The 23,835-nt window shown below is 73.5% G+C and carries 19 protein-coding genes and 1 pseudogene; 12 read left to right on the top strand and 8 right to left on the bottom strand.

The genetic code is table 11. From position 1 onward, the window contains the following. Positions 1-2 precede the first annotated feature (2 nt). Together glgC and rfbB are read right to left on the bottom strand one after the other, a co-directional pair. Complete coding sequence (glgC, locus tag BCD49_RS17425; RefSeq protein WP_007514661.1) at positions 3-1,244, bottom strand: glucose-1-phosphate adenylyltransferase; 1,242 nt, start codon at positions 1,242-1,244, stop codon at positions 3-5. Between the two features lie 158 nt (positions 1,245-1,402). Then, positions 1,403-2,428, bottom strand: coding sequence for a dTDP-glucose 4,6-dehydratase (gene rfbB / locus BCD49_RS17420; RefSeq protein WP_007514662.1), 1,026 nt, complete (start codon positions 2,426-2,428; stop codon positions 1,403-1,405). 270 nt (positions 2,429-2,698) lie between these two features. On the opposite strand from rfbB, the gene BCD49_RS17415 reads away from it, so the two are divergent. From BCD49_RS17415 to BCD49_RS17390, 6 genes are all read left to right on the top strand, one after another. Beyond that, positions 2,699-4,303, top strand: coding sequence for a circularly permuted type 2 ATP-grasp protein (locus tag BCD49_RS17415; RefSeq protein WP_035931122.1), 1,605 nt, complete (start codon positions 2,699-2,701; stop codon positions 4,301-4,303). Beyond that, the gene (locus BCD49_RS17410; RefSeq protein ID WP_007514664.1) at positions 4,297-5,241 is read left to right on the top strand and encodes an alpha-E domain-containing protein; all 945 of its coding nucleotides are present in this window, start codon (positions 4,297-4,299) and stop codon (positions 5,239-5,241) included. Before BCD49_RS17415 ends, BCD49_RS17410 begins: the two co-directional genes overlap by 7 nt. A gap of 21 nt (positions 5,242-5,262) precedes the next feature. Next, a complete protein-coding gene (locus BCD49_RS17405) occupies positions 5,263-6,108 on the top strand; it encodes a transglutaminase family protein (protein WP_007514666.1) in 846 nt (281 codons plus the stop codon). 433 nt (positions 6,109-6,541) lie between these two features. Beyond that, entirely contained in the window at positions 6,542-8,155 is a 1,614-nt protein-coding gene (locus tag BCD49_RS17400; RefSeq protein WP_007514668.1) for an ABC-F family ATP-binding cassette domain-containing protein, read from the top strand. Between the two features lie 179 nt (positions 8,156-8,334). After that, entirely contained in the window at positions 8,335-9,267 is a 933-nt protein-coding gene (locus tag BCD49_RS17395; RefSeq protein WP_007514669.1) for a cation diffusion facilitator family transporter, read from the top strand. 255 nt (positions 9,268-9,522) lie between these two features. Further along, positions 9,523-9,702: a hypothetical protein gene (locus BCD49_RS17390; protein WP_007514670.1), complete on the top strand. Its 180-nt coding sequence runs from the start codon at positions 9,523-9,525 to the stop codon at positions 9,700-9,702. Between the two features lie 102 nt (positions 9,703-9,804). On the opposite strand, the gene BCD49_RS17385 is transcribed toward BCD49_RS17390, so the two are convergent. Beyond that, positions 9,805-11,286, bottom strand: coding sequence for a hypothetical protein (locus tag BCD49_RS17385; protein ID WP_007514671.1), 1,482 nt, complete (start codon positions 11,284-11,286; stop codon positions 9,805-9,807). A 428-nt stretch (positions 11,287-11,714) separates the two neighbouring features. On the opposite strand from BCD49_RS17385, the gene BCD49_RS17380 reads away from it, so the two are divergent. The 3 genes from BCD49_RS17380 (at position 11,715) to BCD49_RS17370 (ending at position 15,047) form a co-directional block, all read left to right on the top strand. Beyond that, on the top strand, positions 11,715-11,933 hold the full coding sequence (locus BCD49_RS17380; RefSeq protein ID WP_027141265.1) for a helix-turn-helix domain-containing protein: 219 nt from the start codon (positions 11,715-11,717) through the stop codon (positions 11,931-11,933). 221 nt (positions 11,934-12,154) lie between these two features. Next, positions 12,155-12,793 carry an enoyl-CoA hydratase/isomerase family protein gene (locus BCD49_RS17375; RefSeq protein ID WP_232794366.1) on the top strand — a complete coding sequence of 213 codons (639 nt, stop codon included), beginning with the start codon at positions 12,155-12,157 and terminating at the stop codon, positions 12,791-12,793. A gap of 253 nt (positions 12,794-13,046) precedes the next feature. Next, positions 13,047-15,047, top strand: a complete 2,001-nt coding sequence (locus BCD49_RS17370; RefSeq protein WP_083401522.1) for an ABC transporter ATP-binding protein — start codon at positions 13,047-13,049, stop codon at positions 15,045-15,047. Between the two features lie 146 nt (positions 15,048-15,193). Here the strand turns inward: BCD49_RS17370 and BCD49_RS43580 are convergent, their stop codons facing one another. Next, a complete protein-coding gene (locus BCD49_RS43580) occupies positions 15,194-15,352 on the bottom strand; it encodes a hypothetical protein (protein ID WP_157845319.1) in 159 nt (52 codons plus the stop codon). A 517-nt stretch (positions 15,353-15,869) separates the two neighbouring features. Here BCD49_RS43580 and pyk point away from each other — a divergent pair. Beyond that, positions 15,870-17,285, top strand: coding sequence for a pyruvate kinase (pyk, locus tag BCD49_RS17365; RefSeq protein WP_071041683.1), 1,416 nt, complete (start codon positions 15,870-15,872; stop codon positions 17,283-17,285). Between the two features lie 449 nt (positions 17,286-17,734). Here the strand turns inward: pyk and BCD49_RS43145 are convergent, their stop codons facing one another. Both BCD49_RS43145 and BCD49_RS17360 read right to left on the bottom strand, forming a co-directional pair. Further along, complete coding sequence (locus BCD49_RS43145) at positions 17,735-18,250, bottom strand: hypothetical protein (RefSeq protein WP_131803486.1); 516 nt, start codon at positions 18,248-18,250, stop codon at positions 17,735-17,737. A gap of 72 nt (positions 18,251-18,322) precedes the next feature. After that, positions 18,323-19,219 (bottom strand): hypothetical protein, encoded by an 897-nt coding sequence (locus tag BCD49_RS17360; protein ID WP_131803483.1) that lies wholly within the window; start codon positions 19,217-19,219, stop codon positions 18,323-18,325. 319 nt (positions 19,220-19,538) lie between these two features. Between BCD49_RS17360 and BCD49_RS42285 the strand changes: the two genes are divergently transcribed. Then, on the top strand, positions 19,539-20,339 hold the full coding sequence (locus BCD49_RS42285; protein ID WP_007517468.1) for a hypothetical protein: 801 nt from the start codon (positions 19,539-19,541) through the stop codon (positions 20,337-20,339). Positions 20,340-20,443: 104 nt separating this feature from the next. Then, on the top strand, positions 20,444-21,415 hold the full coding sequence (locus tag BCD49_RS17350) for a hypothetical protein (protein ID WP_007517470.1): 972 nt from the start codon (positions 20,444-20,446) through the stop codon (positions 21,413-21,415). A gap of 323 nt (positions 21,416-21,738) precedes the next feature. Here the strand turns inward: BCD49_RS17350 and BCD49_RS17345 are convergent. Both BCD49_RS17345 and BCD49_RS17340 read right to left on the bottom strand, forming a co-directional pair. Continuing rightward, positions 21,739-22,395, bottom strand: a pseudogene (locus tag BCD49_RS17345) (response regulator transcription factor); the annotation flags it as partial. A gap of 244 nt (positions 22,396-22,639) precedes the next feature. Then, entirely contained in the window at positions 22,640-23,833 is a 1,194-nt protein-coding gene (locus tag BCD49_RS17340) for a DUF5685 family protein (RefSeq protein ID WP_007517474.1), read from the bottom strand. Between the last annotated feature and the right edge of the window lie 2 nt (positions 23,834-23,835).

The following is a 23,835-nucleotide window of genomic DNA, read 5'->3' as shown; positions in this document are numbered from 1 at the left end:
GGCTACTCGACGGTGACGCCCTTGCCGACGACGGTGATGCCCTCGGCGCTGACCGTGTACCCGCGAGCCAGATCGTGCTCCTTGTCGACGCCGACCTCGGCGCCGGGCGGGACGACGACGTTCTTGTCGAGGATCGCGTCCCGCACCACCGCCCGCCGGCCGACCACGGTGTTGTTCATGACCACCGCGTTCTCCACCCGTGCCCACGAGTTCACCCGCACCCCGGGGGACAGGACCGAGCGGCGCAGCAGGCCACCGGAGACGATCACCCCGTTGCTCACGATGCTGTCCACCGCCATGCCGGTGCGGCCGGGGGCGTCCCGGACGAACTTCGCCGGCGGCAGCGACGGGACGCTGGTCAGGATCGGCCAGTGCGGGTTGTACAGGTTGAACACCGGTTCGAGGGTGCACAGGTCCATGTGGGCGTCGAAGTAGGCGTCGATCGTTCCCACGTCCCGCCAGTAGCCCCGGTCGCGCTCCTTGGCGCCGGGAACCTCGTTCTCGCTGAAGTCGTAGACGCCGGCGAGGCCCTGGTTGACGAGCCTCGGGATGATGTCGCCGCCCATGTCATGCACGCTGTCCGGGTCGGCGGCGTCGGCGTGCAGGGCGTCGAGGAGCACCTTCGTCGAGAAGACGTAGTTGCCCATCGACGCGAACGTCTCGTCGGGCGAGTCCGGGAGCCCCGGCGGGTCGGCCGGCTTCTCGAGGAACGCCTCGATCGTGCGGCCGTCGGCCGCCGGCCGGATGACGCCGAACCCCTCGGCCTCCGTGCGCGGCACCCGCAGCGCGGCGACCGTCACCCCGGCGCCGGTCTCGATGTGCTGGGCGACCATCTGGCGCGGGTCCATCCGGTAGACGTGGTCCGCGCCGAAGACGACCACGATGTCCGGGGACTCGTCATGGACCAGGTTGAGCGACTGGTGGATGGCATCGGCGCTGCCGGCGAACCACTGCGGGCCGAGGCGCTGCTGGGCTGGCACCGGGGTGATGTAGTTGCCCAGCAGGGTGCTCATCCGCCAGGTGGTGGTGATGTGCCGGTCCAGGCTGTGGCTCTTGTACTGGGTGAGCACCGCGATCCGCAGGTAGCCGGCGTTCACCAGGTTCGACAGCGCGAAGTCGACCAGCCGGTACAGCCCGCCGAACGGCACCGCGGGCTTGGCACGGTCGGCGGTGAGCGGAGCCAGCCGCGTCCCCTTGCCACCAGCGAGCACCAGGCCGAGCACCCTGGGCCCCGGCCCCCTCATCTTGACCGACCAGGCAAATCCGGCACATCTCGCAGCCTAGTGCGCCGAGCTCGCCCGCACACGCCCTTGCTGACGTCGTTGAGCTGGCATTTCGATGACCGGGCCGGGGCCGACCGGCGAATGGACCCGCGAATCGGCCCCGTGCCGAGGACGGTCGGTCAGGTGCCGCTCCAGGCGGTCTCCTGGACGGGGGAGCGGCCGATGAGCGGACTCCACCAGGACTCGTTGTCGCGGTACCAGGCGATCGTCGAGCGCATGCCGTCGGTGAACTCGATCTGCGGTGCCCAGCCCAGCTCCGCGCGCAGCTTGCCGGAGTCCAGCAGGTAGCGACGGTCGTGCGACGGGCGGTCCGGCACGATCGTCTTGAGCGTGTCGGGCAGGCCGAGCTCGGCGAGGATCGTGTCGGCGATGGTCTCGATGTCAGCCTCGACGCCGCTGCCGACATGGTAGGTCTCGCCGATCCGGCCGCGTTCGAGCACCGCGTCGATCGCCCGGCAGTGGTCGGTGACGTGCAGCCACTCGCGCCGGTTCTTYGTGGACGCGTACAGCGGCAGCGGCTCGCCCCGCAGCGCCCGGGCGATGAACAGCGGGATGACCTTCTCCGGGAACTGGTACGGCCCGTAGTTGTTCGAGCAGTTCGTGATGGTGATCGGCAGGCCGTAGGTGTAGCCGTAGGCGCGTACGGCGTGGTCACCGCCGGCCTTGGCCGCGTTGTAGGGGGTGCGCGGCAGGTAGGGCGAGTCCTCGGTGAAGGCTCCCGGGTCGTCGAGGTCCAGGTCGCCGTAGACCTCGCAGGTGGAGATCTGGTGGAACCGGCCGACGCCCACCGTGCGGGCCGCCTCCAGGAGGGTCTGGGTACCCATCACGTTGGTGGAGAAGAAGTCACCGGGCCGCAGGATCGCCAGGCTGTTGTGCGACTCGGCGGCGAAGTTGACCACCGTGTCGACCCTGTGCTCGCGCAGCAGCGACTCGATGAGCTCCCGGTCGCGGATGTCGCCGTGGACGAACGTCGCCTCGCCCTCGTCCGCCGCGGCGTCGAGCACGTCGGCGAGGTTCTCGCGCAGGCCGGCGTAGGTGAGCGCGTCGAGCGCGACGATCCGGTCGGCCGGGTGCCAGGTGCGCCAGTAGCGCACGAAGTTCGATCCGATGAAGCCGGCGGCACCGGTCACCAGCAGCGTCGTCATGGCGTGTGCGGCCTTTCCGATCGAGGTCAGGGCCAGAGATGTCTGGAGCGCCGGTCGCGCGGCGGCCGCGCCTGATCCGTGGCGCCGCCGCCCAGCCTCTCACGGTCCTGGCCTGCTCGGGAGCGCGGGTCGCGGCGGGCGACGCAGGACCACGGGCGACCGTGGTGTCTTAGGGGTGGCCTTCCGGTGTTCTGGTGGAGTGGTTCTGGTCACCGTTGGGGTAGATCGGTTGGTTATGTCGTGGAAACATCCGCGCCCTACGCTGCGGCCGTGGCGGACCTGTTCGAGGGATATCCGGCGGAGGTGCAGGCCACCGCCGCTTGGGACGAGGTTTTCGAGGCTGCTGACACGCCTCGAGAGGTGTACGCGGCTCTCTACGACGCGTTGCGGCCACTGAGCAGTGGTGACCTGGCGGCCCGCAAGGCGGCGCTCGACCGGGCGTTCCGGGACGCGGGGATCACGTTCATCCTCTTCGGGGAGGAGCGCCCGTTCCCGCTGGACCTGGTTCCCCGGCTGCTGTCGGGCTCCGAGTGGGACACCATCGAACGTGGCGTGGTCCAGCGGGTGCGCGCGCTGGAGGCGTTCCTCGCCGACGTCTACGGCCGCGCCGAGGTCCTCGAGGAGGGCATCCTGCCGCGCCGGCTGGTGATGTCCAGCTCGCACTTCCACCGGGCCGCGCACGGCATCGACCCGCCCAACGGGGTGCGCTGCCACGTCTCCGGCATCGACCTGATCCGCGACGAGGACGGTCGCTTCCGGGTGCTCGAGGACAACGTCCGGGTGCCGAGCGGGGTCAGCTACGTCATCGAGAACCGCCGGGCGATGACCAGGGTGTTCCCGGAGCTGTTCGCCACCCACCGGGTCCGCCCGGTCGCCGACTACGCCTCGCATCTGCTGCACGCGCTGCGCGCCGCGGCGCCGCCCGAGGTGGCCGATCCGACGGTCGTCGTGCTCACCCCGGGCATCTACAACTCGGCCTACTTCGAGCACGCGCTGCTCGCCCGGCAGATGGGCGTCGAGCTGGTCGAGGGCCGTGACCTCACGATCCGTAACAACCGGGTGACGATGCGCACCACCGAGGGTGAGCAGCCTGTGCACGTCATCTACCGCCGGGTCGATGACGACTGGCTCGACCCGCTGCAGTTCCGGCCCGAGTCGGTCGTCGGCTGCGCCGGGCTGGTCAACGCCGCCCGGGCCGGGCGGGTCACGATCGCCAACGGCGTCGGCAACGGCGTCGCCGACGACAAGCTCATGTACACCTACGTCCCGGAACTGATCCGGTACTACCTCGGCGAGGAGCCGATCCTGCCCAACGTCGACACGTACCGGGTCGAGGATCCCGACCAGCGCGCCTACGTGCTCGACCACCTCGACGAGCTCGTCGTCAAGCCGGTCGACGGCTCCGGTGGCAAGGGCATCGTCATCGGGCCGCAGGCCACCGACGAGGAGCTGGCGACGCTGCGCACGCAGGTGATCGCCGACCCGCGGGGCTGGATCGCGCAGCGCGTGGTGCGGCTGTCGACGTCGCCGACGCTGTCCAGCGACCGGCTCGGCCCGCGCCACATCGACCTGCGGCCGTTCGCCGTCAACGATGGCAACCGGATCTGGGTTCTGCCCGGCGGGCTCACCCGGGTCGCGCTGCCCAGAGGCAGCCTGGTGGTCAACTCCAGCCAGGGCGGCGGCTCGAAGGACACCTGGGTACTCGCGCCCGAGCTCGCCGAGGGCGAACGCCCCGGCGCCTACGGCCGCCACGTCGTCGGCGACTTCGAGACCGCCCAGGGCCCCGACCTAGGACCAGACTCGTCCGGCGAGCAACAACAACAGCAACAACAGAACCAACAGCGCGACCAGGACGAGGCGGTGGCCACATGCTGAGCCGGATCGCGGAGTCCCTGTTCTGGATCGGCCGGTACGTCGAGCGGGCCGAGAGCACGTCGCGCATCCTCGACGTCCACGTCCACCGCGTGCTGGAGGACCCCTGGTTGGACGAGGCGTCGGCCGGGCGTGAGCTGCTCGCGGTGATGGGAACCCCGCCGCCCGCCGGATCTGTCGACTCGCACCTGGTCGTCGAGCTGCTGGGCTATGACCGGAACAACTCGTCGAGCATCGTCGGCGCGATCTCGGCGGCTCGGGAGAACGCGCGCAGCGCCCGGGTGGTCGTGTCCAGCGAGGCCTGGGAATGCCTCAACGCGACCTGGAACGAGCTCGACCACACCGAGCAGCTCGCCCGCCGCCTCGGCCCGCACATCTTCTTCCGGTACATCCGCGAGCGCACCGCGATGCTCGCCGGGCTGGTGGACGCCACCCTGGCCCGCGACGACGGCTGGCGGTTCCTGGCGCTCGGCCGCAGCCTGGAGCGGGTCGACATGACCGCCCGGCTGCTGTCGTCGAGCATCGGCGACGACCCGAACTCGCAGAGCTGGGTGAGCCTGCTGCGTTCCTGTGGCGCGCACGAGTCCTACCTGCGCACCTACCGGCGCGCGGTCGACGCCTCCCGGGTCGCCGAGTTCCTGCTGCTGGACCGGCTGTTCCCGCGCTCGGTCTACTGGTCGCTCGCGCTCGCCGAGCAGATCCTCGCCGAGCTCGACAGCGGCCGCCGGGGTGGGCGGACCACGGTGCATGACGCGGCCCGCCGTGGCGTGGGCCTGGCCCGTACCGAGCTGGAGTTCCGCGGCGTCGACGAGCTGGTCGAGGACATGCCGGAGCTGCTGCGCGGCATGCAGCGGACCTGCTCGGAGGTCAGCGCCGCCATCACGGACCGCTACTTCGCCCGGGAGTCGCCGCGTGCCTGGGCCACCAAGGTCCCGGTCTGACCCCGCTCCGGAAGGACTGACATGAGCTGGCAGATACGCGTGGAGCACTCGACGGGTTATCGGTACTCCAGCCCGGTCCTGTCGTCGTACAACGAGGCGCGGATCGTTCCGCAGACCGGCAGCGGGCAGCTGACGCTGGAGGCGACCGTGCGCACCGAGCCGGCGGTCACCACCTACCGGTACTGGGACTACTGGGGTACCCAGGTGACCGCGTTCGACATCCACACCCCGCATACGGAGCTGGTGGTCACCGGGCGCTCGTTGGTGCGCACCGCGCCCGAGCATGAGCCGCCCGCCGGTGCCGCGAGCTGGCCGGCGCTGCGCTCCGACGAGACCGCCGACCGGCACGTCGAGTTCCTCCGCCCCGCCCGCTACACCCCCGACCACCCCGAGCTCGTCGAGGCGGGCAGGGAGCTCGCCGCGGCGCACGACCCGGCCGACTTCGTGCTCGCCGTCGGCGACTGGGTACGCGACCGGCTGACCTACCGCCCGGGCACGACCGGCGTGCACACGTCCGCCGTCGAGGCCTGGCGGCAGTGCGAGGGCGTCTGCCAGGACTTCGCGCACCTCGCGCTGGTACTGATGCGCGCGGCCGGGATGCCGGGCCGATACGTGTCCGGCTACCTGCACCCGCTCGTGGACGCCGAGCCGGGGGAGACGGTCGAGGGCCAGAGTCACGCCTGGGTGGAGGGCTGGTTCGGCGACTGGTGGGGCTTCGACCCGACCAACGCCGTGCGCGCGGGCGAGCGGCACGTCGTCGTCGCCCGCGGCCGCGACTACGACGACGTGTCGCCCATGCGCGGCGTCTACTCGGGCGGCACCTCGTCGTCGCTTGGCGTCACGGTGAACGTCACCCGCCTGAGCTAGGTAGCGGCCGGCGGGCCCGAGCCGGCCGGCTGGCCACCCGAGCGGGCGGTGGCTGAGTGACGCCGGTTTAACACCCTGGGCGAGGATCTCGCCGCCCCGGCGCACGTACCCTGGAGATGATGCCTCCGCCGTGACGCGGGCCGAGCGCCTGTCGACCGCGCGGGGGCGGCGTGGGCCGCCGGTCGTTCTCGCGGGCGGGCCTCGTCCACGCCCGAGTCCATTGCCCCGGGGCCGAGCCCCGGACCGATCGGAAACGGCCTCAGGTACCTGATGGAGCGCCTCGTCCAGCTGGAGTGAGCGAGCGAGCCAAGTCGGCCCGCCAACGGGCTGACCGCTGGCCGCCTACCCGCCTTCCTGCCTGCCCTGACGAGCGGCCGCCGCGCGCGGTCGTGGCTGTCCTCCCACGTCCACGTCCCGAGAGGCCACATACTTCATGATCATCGCGACCGACCTGGAGCTGCGGGCCGGAGCCAGGATCCTCGTCGAGCCGGTGTCGTTCCGAGTGCAGCCGGGGGACCGGATCGGTCTCGTCGGACGCAACGGCGCGGGCAAGACGACCCTCCTGAAGACGCTGGCGCGGGAGACCCTGCCGTTCGGCGGCAAGATCGACGTGCGAGGCGAGGTCGGCTACCTGCCGCAGGACCCGCGCAGCGGCGACCTGACCGAGTCGGCCCGCGACCGGGTGCTGTCCGCCCGCGGCCTCGACGAGCTCCTGCGCGACATGGACAAGCTGCAGGTCGAGATGGCCGAGCTCGCCGACGACACCGCCCGTGACCGGGCCATCCGCCGCTACGGCCGGCTCGAGGAACGCTTCGGCGTGCTCGGCGGCTACGCGGCCGAGGCGGAGGCCGCGCGGATCTGCTCGTCGCTCGGCCTGCCCGACCGCGTGCTCGCGCAGGCGATCGGCACCCTGTCGGGCGGCCAGCGCCGCCGGGTGGAACTCGCCCGGATCCTGTTCGCCGGCGCGGGCAACGCCGACGCGACGCTGCTGCTCGACGAGCCGACCAACCACCTCGACGCCGACTCGATCGGCTGGTTGCGGGACTTCCTGCGGGCCCACACCGGCGGCCTGATCGTGATCAGCCACGACGTCGACCTGCTCGACAAGTCCGTCAACAAGGTCTTCCACCTGGACGCGAACCGCACCGCACTCGACGTCTACAACGTCGGCTGGAAGACCTACCTGACCCAGCGCGAGCAGGACGAGAAGCGGCGCAAGCGCGAGCGGGCGAACGCCGAGAAGAAGATCGACTCGTTGAAGGCCCAGGCCGACAAGATGCGCGCCAAGGCGACCAAGGCACGGGCCGCGCACCAGATGGACCGCCGCGCCGACCGGCTGGCCGCCGGCCTCGCCGAGACCCGGGTCGCGGACAAGGTCGCGAAGCTGCGCTTCCCGAACCCGGCGCCGTGCGGGCGCACCCCGCTGACCGCCGAGGGACTGTCGAAGTCCTACGGGTCGCTGGAGGTCTTCACCGACGTCGACCTGGCGATCGACCGGGGAACCAGGGTCGTCGTCCTCGGCCTCAACGGGGCCGGCAAGACGACGCTGCTGCGGATCCTCGCCGGGGTCGAGCCGGCGGACACCGGCCGGGTCAACCCGGGCCACGGGCTGCGGATGGGCTACTACGCGCAGGAGCACGAGACGCTCGACCACGACCGCTCGCTGCTGGACAACATGCGCTCCGCCGCCCCGGACACCTCCGAGGTGGAGCTGCGCCGCATCCTCGGCGCGTTCCTGTTCAGCGGCGAGACGGTCGACCAGCTCGCGGGGACGCTGTCCGGCGGCGAGAAGACGCGCCTCGCGCTGGCCGGGCTGGTCTGCTCGGCGGCGAACGTGCTGCTGCTCGACGAGCCGACCAACAACCTCGACCCGGCGTCGCGCGCGGAGATCCTCTCGGCGCTGGCGACCTACCAGGGCTCCGTCGTGCTCGTCACCCACGACCCGGGCGCCGTGGAGGCGCTCAACCCCGACAAGGTGCTCATGCTGCCCGACGGCGTCGAGGACAACTGGTCCCCGGACCTCCTCGAGCTCATCGACCTGGCCTAGAACCAGCGGGAGCCGCCGGACCGGTGGCGGGGGAGGGCGCCTCGTCACCGGGTGTTCGCACTATCAGCTGCCACCTGCCTGTAGAAGCACCCAGCGGCCCGCCCGCTTGGGGGAGTTGGCAGACTTGCCGGCAGGTCGCGGGTCGGAAGGCCCGGTTTCTGGTGAGGAGACGGTTTCGGGTGAGTGCGGGCGGCGGTACCAAGGCGGTTCTGGCGGCATTGGCCGCCAACCTGGGGATCGCGGTGGCGAAGTTCGTCGCGTTCCTGTTCACCGGGTCGTCATCGATGCTGGCCGAGTCGATCCACTCGGTGGCCGACTCCGGCAACCAGGGGCTGTTGCTGCTCGGCCAGCGCCAGTCGGTCCGGCCGGCCGACGAGGACCACCCGTTCGGGTTCGGCCGCTCACGCTACATCGCCGGCTTCCTGGTCGGCATCGTGCTGTTCAGCGTCGGTGGACTCTTCTCCGTCTACGAGGGCGTCGAGAAGCTGCGCCACCCGCACCATCTGGAGTCCGGCCTCGTCGCTGTCATCGTCCTGCTGGTCGCGATCGGATTGGAGGGGTTCTCGTTCCGGACCGCGATCCGTGAGTCACGCCACCACAAGGGAGACGCGACCTGGTGGCGCTTCATCCGGGAAGCCCGGGCGCCCGAGTTGCCGGTGGTGCTGCTCGAGGACTTCGCGGCCCTCATCGGCCTGGTGTTCGCGCTCGCCGGCGTCGGGCTCACGCTGCTGACCGACGACCCGATCTGGGACGGCGCCGGCACGCTGGCCATCGGCGTGCTGCTGCTGATCGTGGCCATCGTGGTGGCCGTCGAGAGCTACGGCATGCTCGTCGGCGAGGCCGCGACGCCCGCCGTGGTCGCCGCGATCCGGGCGGCCCTGGTCTCCGCGCCGTCGGTGACGGCGGTGATCCACATGCGCACCCTGCACCTCGGGCCGGACGAGCTGCTCGTCGCCGCGAAGATCGGCCTCGACGAGGGGCTGACCGTCGCCGAGGTCGCCGCGGCGATCAACGAGGCCGAGCGCCGCCTGCGCGCCGCCGCTCCCACCACCTGCCGCGTCTACCTCGAGCCCGACATCCCCCGCGCCCCCGCCGAGCTGACCGCGAGCTGACACGGCCCAGGCCCGGCCCGCGCCCTGCTCGGATCGAGCGGCCGCGGGAGTCGGGGCATACGGGGTGGGCGGAGGCCGCCATACGCGAGGTGGATATATCTCGGGCCGGGGTCGTCGGAGCCGGTAGCAACGTCGGGCCGATGTACGTCGGCAAGGCGGCTGTCAGGGCCAGCGCGGGTCTCAGGTTCAGGGGCTCCGCCTGGCGGGGGCGAGGCGTATGTTCACGCGCAAGAGGTCCTGGAGGCCGTAGCGGAGATGACACCGACCCGAGTTCTCGGCCGTCTCCTGCGCTCCCCGGCATTCGTGATCTATGTCGTACTCTCGGCTCTCGCGGTCGTCCTCGTCGTCAACATAACCCCGTGGCTGCTGTTCATCCTGTTGCCGGCCTATGGCTTCGGGCTGGCCCTGGTGCTGCAGAGAACATTCAGGACCTAGCGGTGGGCAGCTGGGTCACCGGTTCGTCACGGCTGGCTGGAAGCCGTGGTCAGGTGACCGCGGGCTCCAGCCGGTCGGGTTGGCGACTACTCGAAACCGGCACTAGCCGGGCGTGAGGAGAGTGGCGACGGCGACGGCGACCACGGCGCCGGCGCCGACCAGGCCGTAGGGCAGCGTGCCGGCGCTGCTGGTGTCGCCGGGGAGCGCCGGGCGCGGCCGGGGGGCGAGCGCCGGCACCACCAGCCACGGGAACAGCGGTAGCCAGCTCGTCTGCACGCCGCCGGCCGCCAGGCCCGCCAGCAGGGCGAACAGCGCCGCCGCGGCCGCGCCGACGAGGAAGGGCCAGCCCGGCGTCATCGAGACCCGCCGCGCGGCCCGCGCCAGCGCCGGGCCGCAGCACAGGGAGACGGCCAGCAGGTCGGGCACCAGCCAGGTCAGCGCGGCGTGGTCGAACGGGTCGGCGCCGGCCCGCCCCAGGCCCTCCGGCCAGGAGTACCCGGTCAGTCGCACGGCGAACAACGGCGCGAGCGCGCCCGCGCCGGTGATGACGTTCAGCATGGGGCGGCGGCGCACGAAGTAGGCCGCGGCCACCGCCACCCCCAGCCACAGCGCCGGGTAGGCGAACAGCCCGGACACGCCGAGCAGCAGCCCGGCGCCCAGCGCCCACCAGGCGCGCCGTCCCCGCTCGGAGCCGACGACGCCGACGGCCACCGCCGACGCCGCCACCGCCGCCGTGACAGCGTCCGGACCGCCGGCGGCGAACGGCGCCCACGGCGCGAGGACCAGTACCGGCAGCAGCCGGCGGGCCGCCGGCGCGTGGCACAGCGAGCGCACCGCGAGCCCCACCATCGGCACGACCAGGGCGCCGATCAGGGTGAAAGCCACCCCGACCGCCGTCGCGCCGCGGATCCCCAGCTGGCCGAGCACCCAGACGAGCAGCTCCGGCCCCGGCGGCTGGCCGCTCACCCGGTCCAGCAGATCGGACGGGTGCCGGTCGGCGGCGGCCAGCAGGCCCACCGGTGCCCCGAGGCCACGTGGGGAGGCTACCCCCAGCGCGAGCCACCAACCGGCGCTCACGACGTACGACAGCCCCAGCAGCGGGCCGAACGGGGGCGACGGCCGGCCCGTCCGGCGCCGGGCGACCAGCGCGACCGAGCAGAGCACCAGCGCGGCCAGCGCCAACGGCAGCAGGGTCGCGGTTCCCAGCCGCGGCGGCCAGGCGAGCGGCAGCGTGCCCCAGGCGATCCTCGCGTCCGTAGCCGACCCATCGGACGCGTACGTGACGCCGGAGGTGGCCAGCAGGGCGGTGACGCCGGCCAGCGCCGCCGTCGCCAGGACCCACGAGACGGCCTCGCCAGCCTGCCCCCCCAGCCAGCTCCGCGGGGTGGACCCGGCTCGACCCACGCACTGCGCGCCCGATCCGGCCGGCGCGACACCCGGTGAGGGTGATCCCACGCCCGCGCCGCCGGCCGCGGGGGCGCTCGTGGCCGGGACACCGGTGGCCGGGACATCGGCGCCGGAGGGGTCGGCGCGGGGAGGATCGGCGCCGGACTCGGGCCTCGAGGCGGTATCGGCGGCGGTCATGCGGCGAGGCCCGGTACCGCGATCACAACATGACGGTAACCACTGCCAGCGCGACCTGCCCGGCCGGCTCCCGGCGCCAGCCGCTGGCGGCGGCTGCCGAGCGGCGGTTGGCGGGGTGTGTGGGCCCGTGTGGGCTCGTGTCACCCGCGACGCGCCGGGTTCCCTGTTAGGAACGGCGGCGGTGATTGGGGAGACTGACGCCGTGACGTTGATCCGATCCGGGCGCGCAGGTCATCGGCCCGCGGCCAGGAACCGTTCGGGCGTCGGGACTTGTGCCCGCGCGCGGGCGGAGCGGGAGCGACGTCGGCTCCACGGGCGCGGCAGGGGGCCACTGATCGCGTGTGATGGATCACATGTGCTTCGAGTGGCGCGTTTCCCGAAGCTGAGTGAAGATCGGTTCGCAGATCATCTACACGGAGGGGGCCACGTTGGCCGAGCTTAGGAAAGGGACCCGGATCACCGGCGCCGAGCGTGACAAGCTGGCCGCCGAACTTCGTAAGAAGTACGAGTCCGGGCAGAGCATCCGACTCCTCGCGGAGTCGTCGGGCCGGTCGTACGGTTTTGTGCACCGGATCCTGTCCGAGTCCGGAACGACCCTGCGGGGCCGTGGTGGGGCGACCCGGGGCAGCAAGAAGAAGAGCGCCTGATCGTGCCCACGCCGGCCGCCGCCTGGACGGCGGCGGCCGGTCTTGGACTGACCGTCACGGGTTCGTGCGCGACGGTCACGTTCCACCCATCGACCGAAAAACAACGGACCGAGAAACAACCGGCCGGAAACCGTCCGCCCGGAAACCAACCTCCCGGCGAGCAGCCGGCCTCAGACCAACCGGTCACGGACGACCTGGCTGCCGCAGCCCGGCTGCCTTCGGTGGCGGCGGCGCTCGCGGCCGTCGGCCGGGCGCTGCCAGGCGACATCCGGGTGGTCGTCCTGCGCGGCGACATCTGGTCCGCGCTGAGTACTCCGGACCGCGCCGCCCTGGATGGCGCTGACCTGACGACGGACGCCGTGGAGCGTCGCGTCGCCGAGTGGCAGGCCGGGTTCACCTGGCTGTCGGCCAGGGCCGACCTGGTCAGCGTCGCGGTGGTCGCCGGCCCGGCGAGCGGCGCCGGCCTGCAACTGGCGCTGTCCTGCGACCTGCGCGTCCTGACCGAGGACGCCGTCCTCTCGCTGCCCGAGGCCTCGCTGGGGCTGGTACCCGGCCTCGGCGTCAGCGCCACCCTCGTCGCGCTCGTCGGTTACCCGACCGCGCTCGACCTGTGCCTGACCGGCCGCGGGCTCACCGCGGCCGAGGCGCGCGCCGTCGGCGTCGCGCAGCGGGTCGTGCCCAGGGCGAGCCTCGATGCCGCCGTCGACGACCTCGTCGCGGCACTGCTCGCCGCCCCGCGCGCCGCCGCCGCCGAGACGAAGGCGCTGCTGCGCGCCGCCGCCGGCCGCGGCCGCGACACGGGGTCGGTCGCCGAGCGCGCCGCCCTCGCCCGCTGTCTCGCGGACCATCCCGCCGGCTGACCATCGGAGCCGGCGGCGCCTCGCCTCCTTGACCTCAACCCCGGTTGAAGTTTTAGCGTTCCTGTTCGGCGCGGGAACACCGCCGCCTGGCGGCCGCACCCAGCGGGGTACGGCAGGAATGGTGGGCATGGGGCTGGTCCTTGCAACCAGGTAACGAGGCTGGTTCGCATGGCCACGCGGCGACATCGGTCGGCCCGGCCATGGGCCGAGCGGACACGGGCGGAACATGAACAGAAAGTGACGAGGGCGGCGGATGGCGGGACCGGCAGGGGGACAGGCGGGCGCGTGGACGACCATGCGCGGCTTCCAACGAGACAGGTCGGTCACCCGGCAGAAGCTGCGGCCGGGGACGACGCGGCGGATCATCGCCTTCGCTCGGCCCTACCGGCGGCTGCTGATCGGGTTTCTGCTGGTCGTGGTCTTCGATGCGGCCCTGGGTACCGCCCTCCCCTTGATCTTCAAGGCGATCATCGACGACGGGATCATTCCCGGCCGGGTCGGTGTGGTCGAGGTGCTCGCCGGCGTCGTCGCGGTGATCGCCCTCGTCGACGCCGGGATGTCGCTGCTGCAGCGCTGGCTTTCGGTGCGCGTCGGCGAGGGCCTGATCTTCGACATGYGCGCCCAGGTGTTCGACCACGTGCAGCGCCAACCGCTGGCGTTCTTCAGCCGCACCCAGACCGGCGCGCTGATCACCCGGCTCAACAACGACGTGCTCGGCGCCCAGTCGGCGTTCACCAACACCCTGTCGGCGGTGTTCTCCAACGTGCTGACCGTCAGCTTCACGCTGGCCGCGATGTTCACGCTGTCCTGGCAGGTGACGCTCATCGCGCTGGTCCTGCTGCCGGTGTTCGTCCTGCCGGCGCGGGCGCTCGCGCCCCGACTGGCGGCGCTCACCCGGGAGAGCTACAGCCTGAACGCCGAGATGAACACGACCATGACGGAGCGGTTCAACGTGGCCGGCGCCCTGCTGGCCAAGCTCTACGGTGACCCGGCGCGCGAGGCCGGCGTGTTCCGCCGCCAGGCCGGGCGGGTCCGCGACATCGGCGTCACCCAGGCGATGTACGGACGGATCTTCTTCGCGTCGCTGACGCTGGTCGCCTCGCTCGCGACGGCGGTCGTCTACGGCCTCGGCGGGCGCTACGCGGCGCAGGGGCACATCGCGGTCGGCACCATCGTCGCGCTGACCGCCTACCTCGGCCGGCTGTACATGCCGCTCACCCAGCTGTCGAACGTGCAGGTCGACGTGATGACCGCGCTGGTGTCCTTCGAGCGGGTCTTCGAGGTTCTCGACCTCGAGCCGGCCATCGTCGACCGGCCGGGAGCGGCGGAGCTCCCGGTGCACGCAGGTGGGACCAGTCTCGAGTTCGACCACGTGTCGTTCCGCTACCCGGCGGCGAGCGAGGTCTCGCTGGCCTCGCTGGAGTCGGTCGCCGTGCTCGACCCGCGCGTCCCGGCGCCGGTGCTGCACGACGTGACCTTCCGGGTGGCGCCAGGCGAGCTCGTCGCGCTGGTCGGTCCTTCGGGAGCGGGCAAGACGACGATCAGCCAGCTGGTGCCGAGGATCTACGACGCGGTCGGGGGCGCCGTCCGGGTCGGCGGCGTCGACGTCCGGGACGTCACGCTCGCGTCGCTGCGCGCCGCCGTCGGCGTCGTCACCCAGGACGCCCACATGTTCCACGACACGATCCGGGCCAATCTGGCCTATGCCCGCCCGGACGCGACCGACGAGCGGATGTGGGCGGCGCTGGACGCGGCGCGGATCGGCGCGCTGGTGCGGTCCCTGCCCGACGGGCTGGACACCGTGGTGGGGGACCGCGGCTACCGCCTGTCCGGCGGCGAGAAGCAGCGGCTCGCGATCGCCCGGCTGCTGGTGAAGGAGCCGAGCGTCGTCGTGCTGGACGAGGCCACCGCGCACCTGGACAGCGAGTCCGAGGCGGCGGTGCAGCGGGCGCTGGGCGCGGCGCTGCGCGGGCGGACGGCGCTGGTCATCGCGCACCGGCTCTCGACCATCCGGGACGCGGACCGAATCCTCGTGATCTCCGACGGCCGGGTGGCCGAGGAGGGGCGGCACGCCGACCTGCTGGCGCGCGACGGCCTGTATGCCGAGCTCTACCGCACGCAGTTCGCGGCCGGCTCCCCACTCTCCCCGGCGCCGGCGCCGGCGCCGGCGCCGGCGGAGGCGGAGGCGGAGGCGGGACCGATCGGGGAGTTCGGCGCTCTGGAAGGTCCGGTGGAGCGCCTGGCCTCCGCCTGAGACGGACGCTGGGGCGCTCGCCGGTGTGGTCGGTCCCGGAGGCGTATGTGTCGCCCAGTTGGGGAGCCCTGGTGGCCTTACGTCGAGATACGTGCCGTATACGGCCATACTCGGCTGAGGCGGCGTTTCAGGACGGCGGCGTCTCGTTATTCCGTTGTCGTTGGTGACGACGTAAATCCACCGTCGACCGAAGCGTTGTTGGAACCGCGCGGTGGCGCGTCGCGCGACGGCTCGGGCTCGTCGGTCGGAAGGGCGATGTCCACATCGCCCGACGGCCTGCGGTGAATCGCCGGATTGACGCTCATGCCACGCTCCGGAAGTCCTTGAGCCGCTGTACCATCGCTACCTCCGCACACGTCGGTGAGCGCATCAGGAGGATCGTCGCTCGCCCCTACATTCCGGGGCGTCTGGATGTCGTCCCGGGCGCAGCGGCGGGCGTCAGGCCTGCCATACCGGTGGCCGCGTCGGCGCCGCCCACCTCGCCACTCGCTTTCCGGTGGTCGCGCCTGCCATGGCCGCGGGCCCTCCGGGCGCGGGCAGGCCGGCGGTTGTCGTCGATCCGACGCCGCCCGGTGCACCCCCGGTCGAAGATCGCGCGACGATGCGTAACCTTGAACGGCCGTGGGCGCCAAGATGCACAGGGAAGAGCCGGCGGATGCCGGTGACTTGACCGTACGCCGTTGCGCTCCACGCTGCACCGGTTACGGGATGTACGGTTACTCCAGGACTGTCCGCCGAAGGTGGCGGGTGAAGAACGACGCGCCGGCACAACAGTGTGGGCCGGCGTCCAAACCAAGACGATCATTTTCTAGGCTGGAACTCGTGCCACGAAGAGCCAAGATTGTCTGTACGTTGGGACCGGCCACCAACTCCCCAGAGAGGGTGCGCGCCCTCGTCGATGCCGGAATGGACATAGCAAGACTTAACTTCTCGCATGGCAGCCACGAACAGCATGCCGCTGTGTACCGGCGGGTTCGGGAGGCCAGTGACGCGGCCGGGCGTGCCGTCGGCATCCTCGCCGACCTGCAGGGCCCGAAGATCCGGTTGGGGACGTTCGCCACCGGTGGGGTGACCCTCGTCCCCGGCGAGCAGTTCACGATCACCGTTCGTGACGTCGAGGGCGACCAGCACCAGGTCGGCACGACCTACCCGGGCCTGCCCGGCGACGTCAAGGCGGGTGACCGCATCCTGGTCGACGACGGCCGGCTGGCGCTGGCTATCGACGGCGTCACCGACACGGACGTCCACACCACCGTCGTCATCGGCGGTCCGGTCAGCAACAACAAGGGGATGAACATCCCGAGCGCGGCGCTCACCGTCCCCGCGCTGACCGAGAAGGACGAGGAAGACCTGCGCTTCGCCCTCGAGCTGGGCGTGGACATGATCGCGCTGTCGTTCGTCCGCTCGGCGGCGGACGCCAGCAAGGTCCGCGAGATCATGGACGAGGCCGGGATCCGGATCCCGGTCATCGCGAAGATCGAGAAGCCGCAGGCGGTCGCCGAGCTGGACGGCATCATCGAGGCGTTCGACGCCCTGATGGTCGCCMGCGGGGACCTGGGCGTCGAGCTGCCGCTCGAGGACGTGCCGCTGGTCCAGAAGCGGGCGGTCAGCGCCGCCCGCGAGCGGGCGAAGCCGGTGATCGTGGCGACTCAGGTGCTCGAGTCGATGATCAGCGCGCCGAGGCCGACCAGGGCGGAGGCCAGCGACTGCGCGAACGCCGTCCTGGACGGCGCTGACGCGATCATGCTGTCCGCCGAGACGAGCGTGGGGGCGTATCCGATCGAGTCCGTCTCGACGATGGCCCGGATCATCGAGACAGCCGAGAACGACCTGTCCCGGATCCCAGCGCTGCGGACCGCGCCACGCACCCTCGGCGGCGCGATCGCCCAGGCCGCGGCCGAGGTCGGCGCCGCCGTCGGGGCGCGCTACCTGGTCGCGCACACGCTGTCCGGGGACACCGCCCGCCGCCTCGCCCGTTACCGGTCGCACGTCCCGGTGCTCGGCTTCACGCCGATCCCGGCGGTGCGCAGCCAGATGGCGCTGCTGTGGGGAGTCGAGACGTTCGTCGTCCCGTTCGCCAACAGCACCGACGAGATGGTCCGTCAGGTCGACGAGGCGCTGCTCAAGATCGGCCGGTGCAGCCCGGGTGAACTGGTCGTCGTCGTCGCGGGCACGCCGCCGGGCGTCGCCGGCATGACCAACACGATGCGCGTCCACCGGATCGGCGAGGCGGTCTGAGCCCTCCCGGCCCCCGGACACGCCCGGCCGCCGCACCGATTCCTCGGACCCGGCCGGGTCCGGTTCCTAGGTCACCGAGGCCACCGCTGGTTCGGACCCGGCCTGGCCGGTGGGGACTCCCACCGGCCAGGCCGGTCTTCGGCTCGGGGCTCTGCGGCGGAAGGGCTGGCCGCGGGCCGGCGGCGGCGGCGCGCATAGGCGCCGCGGCGCTCGCTCGGTAAGGTGCCCGCCTGTCGGCGTTTTGTGGTCCTGGCGTGGGCCGTCGCGGGAGCGGGCTGCAGGAGTCCTCCCACCCGTGGCGATCGAGCCAGGGCGAGCCGGCGGCGTGGACCAGGCGGCGGGAGCGGGTGGATGGTCGAGAAAGGCAACGAGGCGACGGGGCCGGACGGGGCCGAGCCGCCCAGAGCCGGCTCCGGCTCCGCCGGCGCGCGACCCGCCGCCGCGGCCGGTCAGCAGCCTGGCCAGAGCCGGGCCGCCGGCGCGCCCGCGAAGCCCGGTACGCCCGGTACGCCCGGCGGCGCGGGGACCCCCGTCGAATCCGCCGAACCCGGCGCGTCCGGAGCTGGCGGCGCGCGGAAGGCCCCAGCCGATGCCGCCGGGAGCCGGCCGGCCGCGGCTGCCGGCGCGTCCCGGCCGCCGGCCGCGCCCGCGCCCGCGCGCCCCGCGGGCTCTCCGCCCCAGCCCCAGGCCTCCCGGGCCGCCGCCGCTTCCGGCCAGCAACGACCATCTTCCGCGCCACCCGTGCCGGGGCGAGGCCCCACCTCGCTCACCCGCGCGGGAGGTTCCGTACCTTCCGCGCCTTCCTCTGCGTCGCAGACCCGGTCGGGAGGAACCGGCCCGCCGGGGACGGGCAGGACGTCGTCCACCGCCGCGCCGCCGTCGGCCGCTCGGCCGTCGCAGGCCAGCCCCTCCTCCTCGTCCTCGGCCGCCCCATCGGTCCCGTCCTCCGCGCGTCCGGGCGGCACCGCGGGCGGCGCGGCGGCGGCCGGCCGCCCGGCGGAGACGCCGTCGGCGACGCGACCTTCGTCGACTTCAGGTCAGTCCGGGCGCCCCGGGCAGTCGGCACCCGGCAAGGCCGCGCCTGGTTCATCGACCCGGCCGGCCTCCTCCGCGCCGGCGGCGCCGAGAACGCCGGGCGCGGCCGCCGGCGCGGGTTCGGCCGCCGGCGGTTCCACCGCGGCCGGGCCCGCGGCGGGTGGTTCCGCGGCGGGTGGTTCCGCGACGGAGCGCCGCCCGCCGGTGGCCAGGCAGGAGCCGTCGGCGCGTCCATCGACCTCCTGGAACGCCCCGTCGCGTCCCGCCGGCGGATCCGGCCCCGGCGCGCCCTCGTCACCCGCCGCCCGCGGGCCCGCGGGCACCGGGTCGGCGAAGCAGCCCGTCGACGCGAGTCGGAGCTGGTTCGGCCGGGTCGACAAGGACGACGACGACGTCGTCGAGACGCCGGGGCGGCCGGCCGGGCGGGCGACGTCGGGATCCACCCCCGCGCCCGCCGCGGGCCCGGCTCCGGTGCCGGCGGCGAGGCCGTCGCCCGCGCCGCGGGACGCGGCGGCGCCGCCGCGCTCGGCGCCCGAGCCGCTCTCCGGCGCCCGGGGCGGCTCCGCCGCGCCGTCGCGGCCGCCGGGCGCGGCCGAGGAGCGCGCGTCCTCGACCCGCGCGGGCGGCCAGGAGCCGGCCGCGAAGCCCAGGGCCGCGCCGGAGCCGGGAACGCCGGCCGAGTCGCCGACGGTGTGGGTGTCGCTGCGGCGGACCACGCCCCGGCCAGCCCGGCGCGCTGGCGCCACCGAGGTGGCCAGAGCCCAGACACCCAGGGCCCAGTCACCCAGGGCCGAGCCCACGACGTCCAGGCCCGGGCCGGCCCGGGCGCAGGCCGCGGCGGCCGAGCCCGGCAGGACGGAGCCAGCGGGACGGGGCGGCGAGACCCGGCCGTCCGACACCCGCCGCTCCGGGGGACAGCACCAGGCCGGCCCGGCGGAGGTGAGCCCGGAGAGCACCGCGGCCCTGCCCCGCGTCGGGCCCCGGGCAGGGGCCCGGCCGGCGGACGCCAGGGCCACCGAGGCCAGACCGGCGCTCCAGACCTCCCAGCAACCCGCCAGACCCGCTTCTGCGCAGCCCTCCCGCATCGGCGACCCGCCAGCGGACAGATCGGACTGGCGAAGCCGGTCTGACCTGGGCCCCGGGCTTCGCCGGGCCGGCGGTAGCCCCGGCGTCGATCAGGGAGAGAACGCGGGGCCCGTCGATCCGGGAACTCCACCGATGGGACTCTCCGCCCGACGCACCGAGGCTCGGCGGGAGGCGGCGCGAGCGGAACGCGGCGCCGAGCTCGGCCGTGACGCGGACGAGGTCCCGGCCGAGGGGGACCACGGCTCTGACGAGTCCGAATCCGAATCGGAGTCCGGGTCCGGGTCCGAGTCCGGGCTCGACGGCGGCGGGAGGCCRCCGGCCGCGGAACAGGACGCCGGGCGCCCGGCTCGCGGATGGCTGCCGGATCCGCCGGAGGCGCCGACGGCCCGGCCGGTCCGCGGCCGGATGGCCTCCCTGACTCTGGTGGTCGCCGGGCTGGCCGCGGCGGGCGCGGCGCTCGCGCCCTGGAGCACGCTCGCGTCCAGCGACGAGGAGCGCACGTTCACCGGCCTGACGGTGGGAGACGGGCGGTTCACGGTGGTGCTGGGGCTCGCGCTGGCCGTGCTCGGCGTCGCGGGGCTCGCCCGGCGCCGGCTGTCGGGTGACGGGCCGCTTGGTCCGGTGCTCGCCGGCCTGCTCGTCGTCATGGCCGGCGGCGACCTGCTGATCGGGCCGCCCACGCTGGCGACCTTTCGCGGGATCTCCGCCGACCAGATCGTGGTGCGGCCGGAGGCCGGGCTCTACGTCTCACTCGTGGCCGGCGTACTCGCCCTGGTGGCGGCGCTGATGCCACGCCGCGGCGCCCCGGCGCGAGAGGACGAACCCGAGGACAGCCCGATGCCGCCCCTGTCCCGCCGGCCCGACGCGCGGCACCGTCCGGAGCCACCGGCGCCCAGGCAGGCCGGCGACCACCGCGCCAACCGGACGCGCTAGGACGCCTTCGCCCCCGGTCGAGGTCCTGGGCGGTTTGGGCCTCGGTGTCGGTTACTCATGGTGGTCGACGGGCATCGGATTGTTACCCGTGGTACCACCGACCCGTGGCCGAGCAACTGGTTCCGCCAGGCGCGGACGCGCCCGACTTCCAGGCAGATCCCGATACGCACGCCGTGCCGGGCGCGCCTGACGTCGCCGGGTCGCGGGGCGCCGTCGGCTCCCGGCGGACGGAGCCGCGGCGGACCGAGCCCCGGCGGGCTGGGCAGACGCGGGGCGGGACGGGGCCAGGCACGCCGCGCGCCGGCGAGGCCGAGGGCGGCAGGCAGGGAAGGGACCCAGATCACCGCGTCCAGGTGGCCAAGGCGGCCTGGCGCGCCGCGGCGGCTGCCACCGCCGACCCGCGATGGGCTCGGCCGGGCACGTCCGTGGCCTGGCCGGGCTGGGACGCCGTCTACCCGGAGTCGGGGGCGTCTGCCCGAGCCGCGGCGAGCGGACCCGTGGACGCGGGCTCCCGGCCGGCCGCCACGGCGCGAACGCGGCCAGGCTGGTGGTCCCGGGGCTGGGCCGCACTGGTCCTGCCGGCGGCGCTGGCGACGGCTGGGGCGCTGCTCACGGTGATCTCGTCGACGATGACCTGGGCGACGGTGCGCGCCTTCGGACTGATGGAATATTCGGTCGCCGGGCTGGACGCGGGCCAGCACGGCCGGCTCACGCTCGGCCTCGGGATCCTCACGGGACTCGCCGCGGCGGGCCTCGCCGCCCGGCCGGGCGGGCACGCCGGCCGGCTGGTCGCTGGCCTCTCGGGTGTCACGGGCCTCGCCACGACGCTCGTCGCGTTGATCGACATCGGCTACCTGCGCGGCGGCGGGCTGCTGGCCGGGTCGGGCATCGAGGCCACCACCGTGATCGGGCCAGGGCTGTGGCTGGTCCTCGTCGGCGGCCTGCTGGCCATCGCCGCCGCGCTGCTCGCCCGCCCGGGGCCGGGGCGTGGGCGTTGGAGAGGGCCACGCGAGGACGGCCATGGCGACGGCCGCGGCGGGTCGTGGCTGTGGCCGCCGGACGACGATCCCCGCTGAGGTGCTGACGACCCGGCCGAGGTAACCCCAGCCGTGGATCGCCCGCCCGGTCCGGATGACCCCCTGATAGGGGACGGGAAAGCGGGACTATTGGGGTCGTGACCGAACTATCCGTTTCCGGCAGACTCGGTGTCGCACCAGCCGGGTTCGGGGGACCAGGACAGCCTTGGGGGAGGACGTCCATGGTCACCGGCTGGGTGGCGCCGGCCGTGCGCGGGGTACGGCCTGGCGCTGCCGTGGCGGGTGCCGGCAGCCCGCGAGCCTGCCGGCACCCGCGCGGGTCAACATCCGCGCGCCGGGTGACGCCGCGATGCCCAAGGGTGTCAGGCGTGCGGTCCCAGACCGGTGGGGCCGGGTGGGTCGAGGTAGCCGTCCTCCACGGCGCGATGGAGAAGATCGATCTTGGTGGTGGCCTCGCGGCCGATCTCGCGGTACTTCCTGCGGACCCGGTCGATGTACTGCTTGGCGGTCTCCACCGCGATGCCCATCTTGCTCGCGACCCGCTTCATCGACATGCCGGCCGCATAGAGCTGCAGCGCCTGGCTTTCCTGGGCGGACAGCCGGGGTCGGTCGGGGGCGTCGTCGGTGAGCAGCAGGAATGCGAGCGACGGCGAGATCCAGCCGGTGCCGTCGGCGGTCGCGTGCACCGCCCTGGCGAGATCCTCCAGCTGGTCGGTCTTGGCCACGAACGCGGCGGCGCCCGCGCGGATCGCCAGGCGCACCGTCGCGGGGTCGGCGGTGGCGCTGTAGACCGCGACACCCATCCCGCGGTCGATCAGCTGGCGGATGGTGTCCGGCGGGTTCGTTCCGTCACCGAGGCTGAGGTCCAGCAGTACGACGTCGGCATGCCGGCCCGGGCCGGCCAGCAGCTCCTCGGCCGACCTGGCGGTGGCGACCAGCTCGACACCGGGCAGTTGGCGCAACGCCACGCTCAGGCCTTCTAGCACTATCGGGTGATCATCTACCGCCGCGACGGTTACCGGCGACCACGGATCGCCGTCGGTTGAGTGCTTCTCGACATCGCCGGAGCTGTCTTCACCGTCGCCGCGGGGGGCGAGAGCTGGGCTTTCCGACGAGTCGTCCGGGGGGCGGGCATCGGGGGGAGGCGGGGGGGCAGGGGGAGGCACCGCACCATTTCAGCAGACGGTGACGAGGCCAACCTTCTCGGCATAAGAGCCGCAGGAAATCCCGGCTTCGCGACGGCGGTGGTCGGAGTCGCGACCATCAACAGCCGCAGTCGCAACCATCGCAACCGTCACAACAGTCGCAGCAGTCCCCGCAGCCTTGGCAGCAGTCCCCGCAGTCTCCGCAGTCTCCGCAGTTGCCGGAGCAGATGCCCTGCTTCTGCTGGCCGTCGAAGGGTGACGTGTAGTGGCCGCAGCACATCTGACAGGTGCAGAACATCCCGGCCGCGGCGAGACAGGTCGGGAGGGTGACCCGGCGGCCCGGCCGCCCTGGGCCAGGACCGCCCGGACCACCCGGTCGGCCGGGGCCGGGCGGACGGCCAGGCTGCGGCTGGGCGCCGCGGAACGCGTTGTCGACCGCCAGCTCCAGCTCGTGGACGAGCAGCAGGTGCGCCAGGCGGGCATGCCGGTTGCGGCGGGCGGCGGTGCGCGCGGGGGCTCCCGGGTCGGGGGCGAACTCGACGTCGCGCAGGGCGAGCGCGATCCCGAGCAGCGCGTCGTCGCACAGCGCCCGAGCCTGGGCGAGGGTCGTCCCGGTGGCGGTCAGCGGGTTCCAGGCGTCCCTGGCGTCGTCGGCCACCTGGTCGGCGACCGCGTCGACCAGGTGGGCGAGCCGGCCGAACAGCCGGCCGACCTCGGCGAGCGGCTCCGCGTTGCCCGGCCGGCCCGCGAGCGCCGCCGTGTGCGCGAACGCCCGAGACGCGGCCTCCTCCGCCGGCGCGGTCACCGCGGTCAGCGCCGTGCCCGGCCCGGCCGCGGCCTCCACGGCCTGCTGCCGCCCGGCCGCGCGCGCCAGCGCGTCCACGTCGAAGCTCAGCTCGGCGCCGAGGCTCGCGCCGCCACGGGCGGCCGCGCCGGCGAACCGGCCGGCGAGCGCCGCGACCGGCCGGCGGGCGAACGGCCCATCGCCGTCGGCGACGTGGTCGTCGACGTTCGTCGCGGCGGCGGTCAGCGAGACCGCGGCGGCGAGCATCGCGCCCGGGTCGTCCCGCGTCGCCACCTCGGCGGTGCGCAGACCGCGCAGGGCGCACGGCCCGGCCTTCCTCGTCGCCGCCTCGCCGGTCTGTGCGGCCACCAGCACCGAGAGCACCAGTCCGTCGACGTTCGTCGCGGCCCGCGCCCAGTGACCCTGCCGGTCTCGCAGCGTCAGGCACATACCGCACAGGTGGGACATCCAGACGGCGGTGAGGTCCTCGCCCAGGCGGTGCCGGCAGGGCCGAAGTATGCCGAACATGG

The organism is Pseudofrankia sp. EUN1h (genome assembly GCF_001854645.1).
Classification (GTDB): Bacteria; Actinomycetota; Actinomycetes; order Frankiales; family Frankiaceae; genus Pseudofrankia; species Pseudofrankia saprophytica.
The sequence above is the reverse complement of the archived record's forward strand: the minus strand, read 5'-3'. Positions and strand labels throughout refer to the sequence as shown.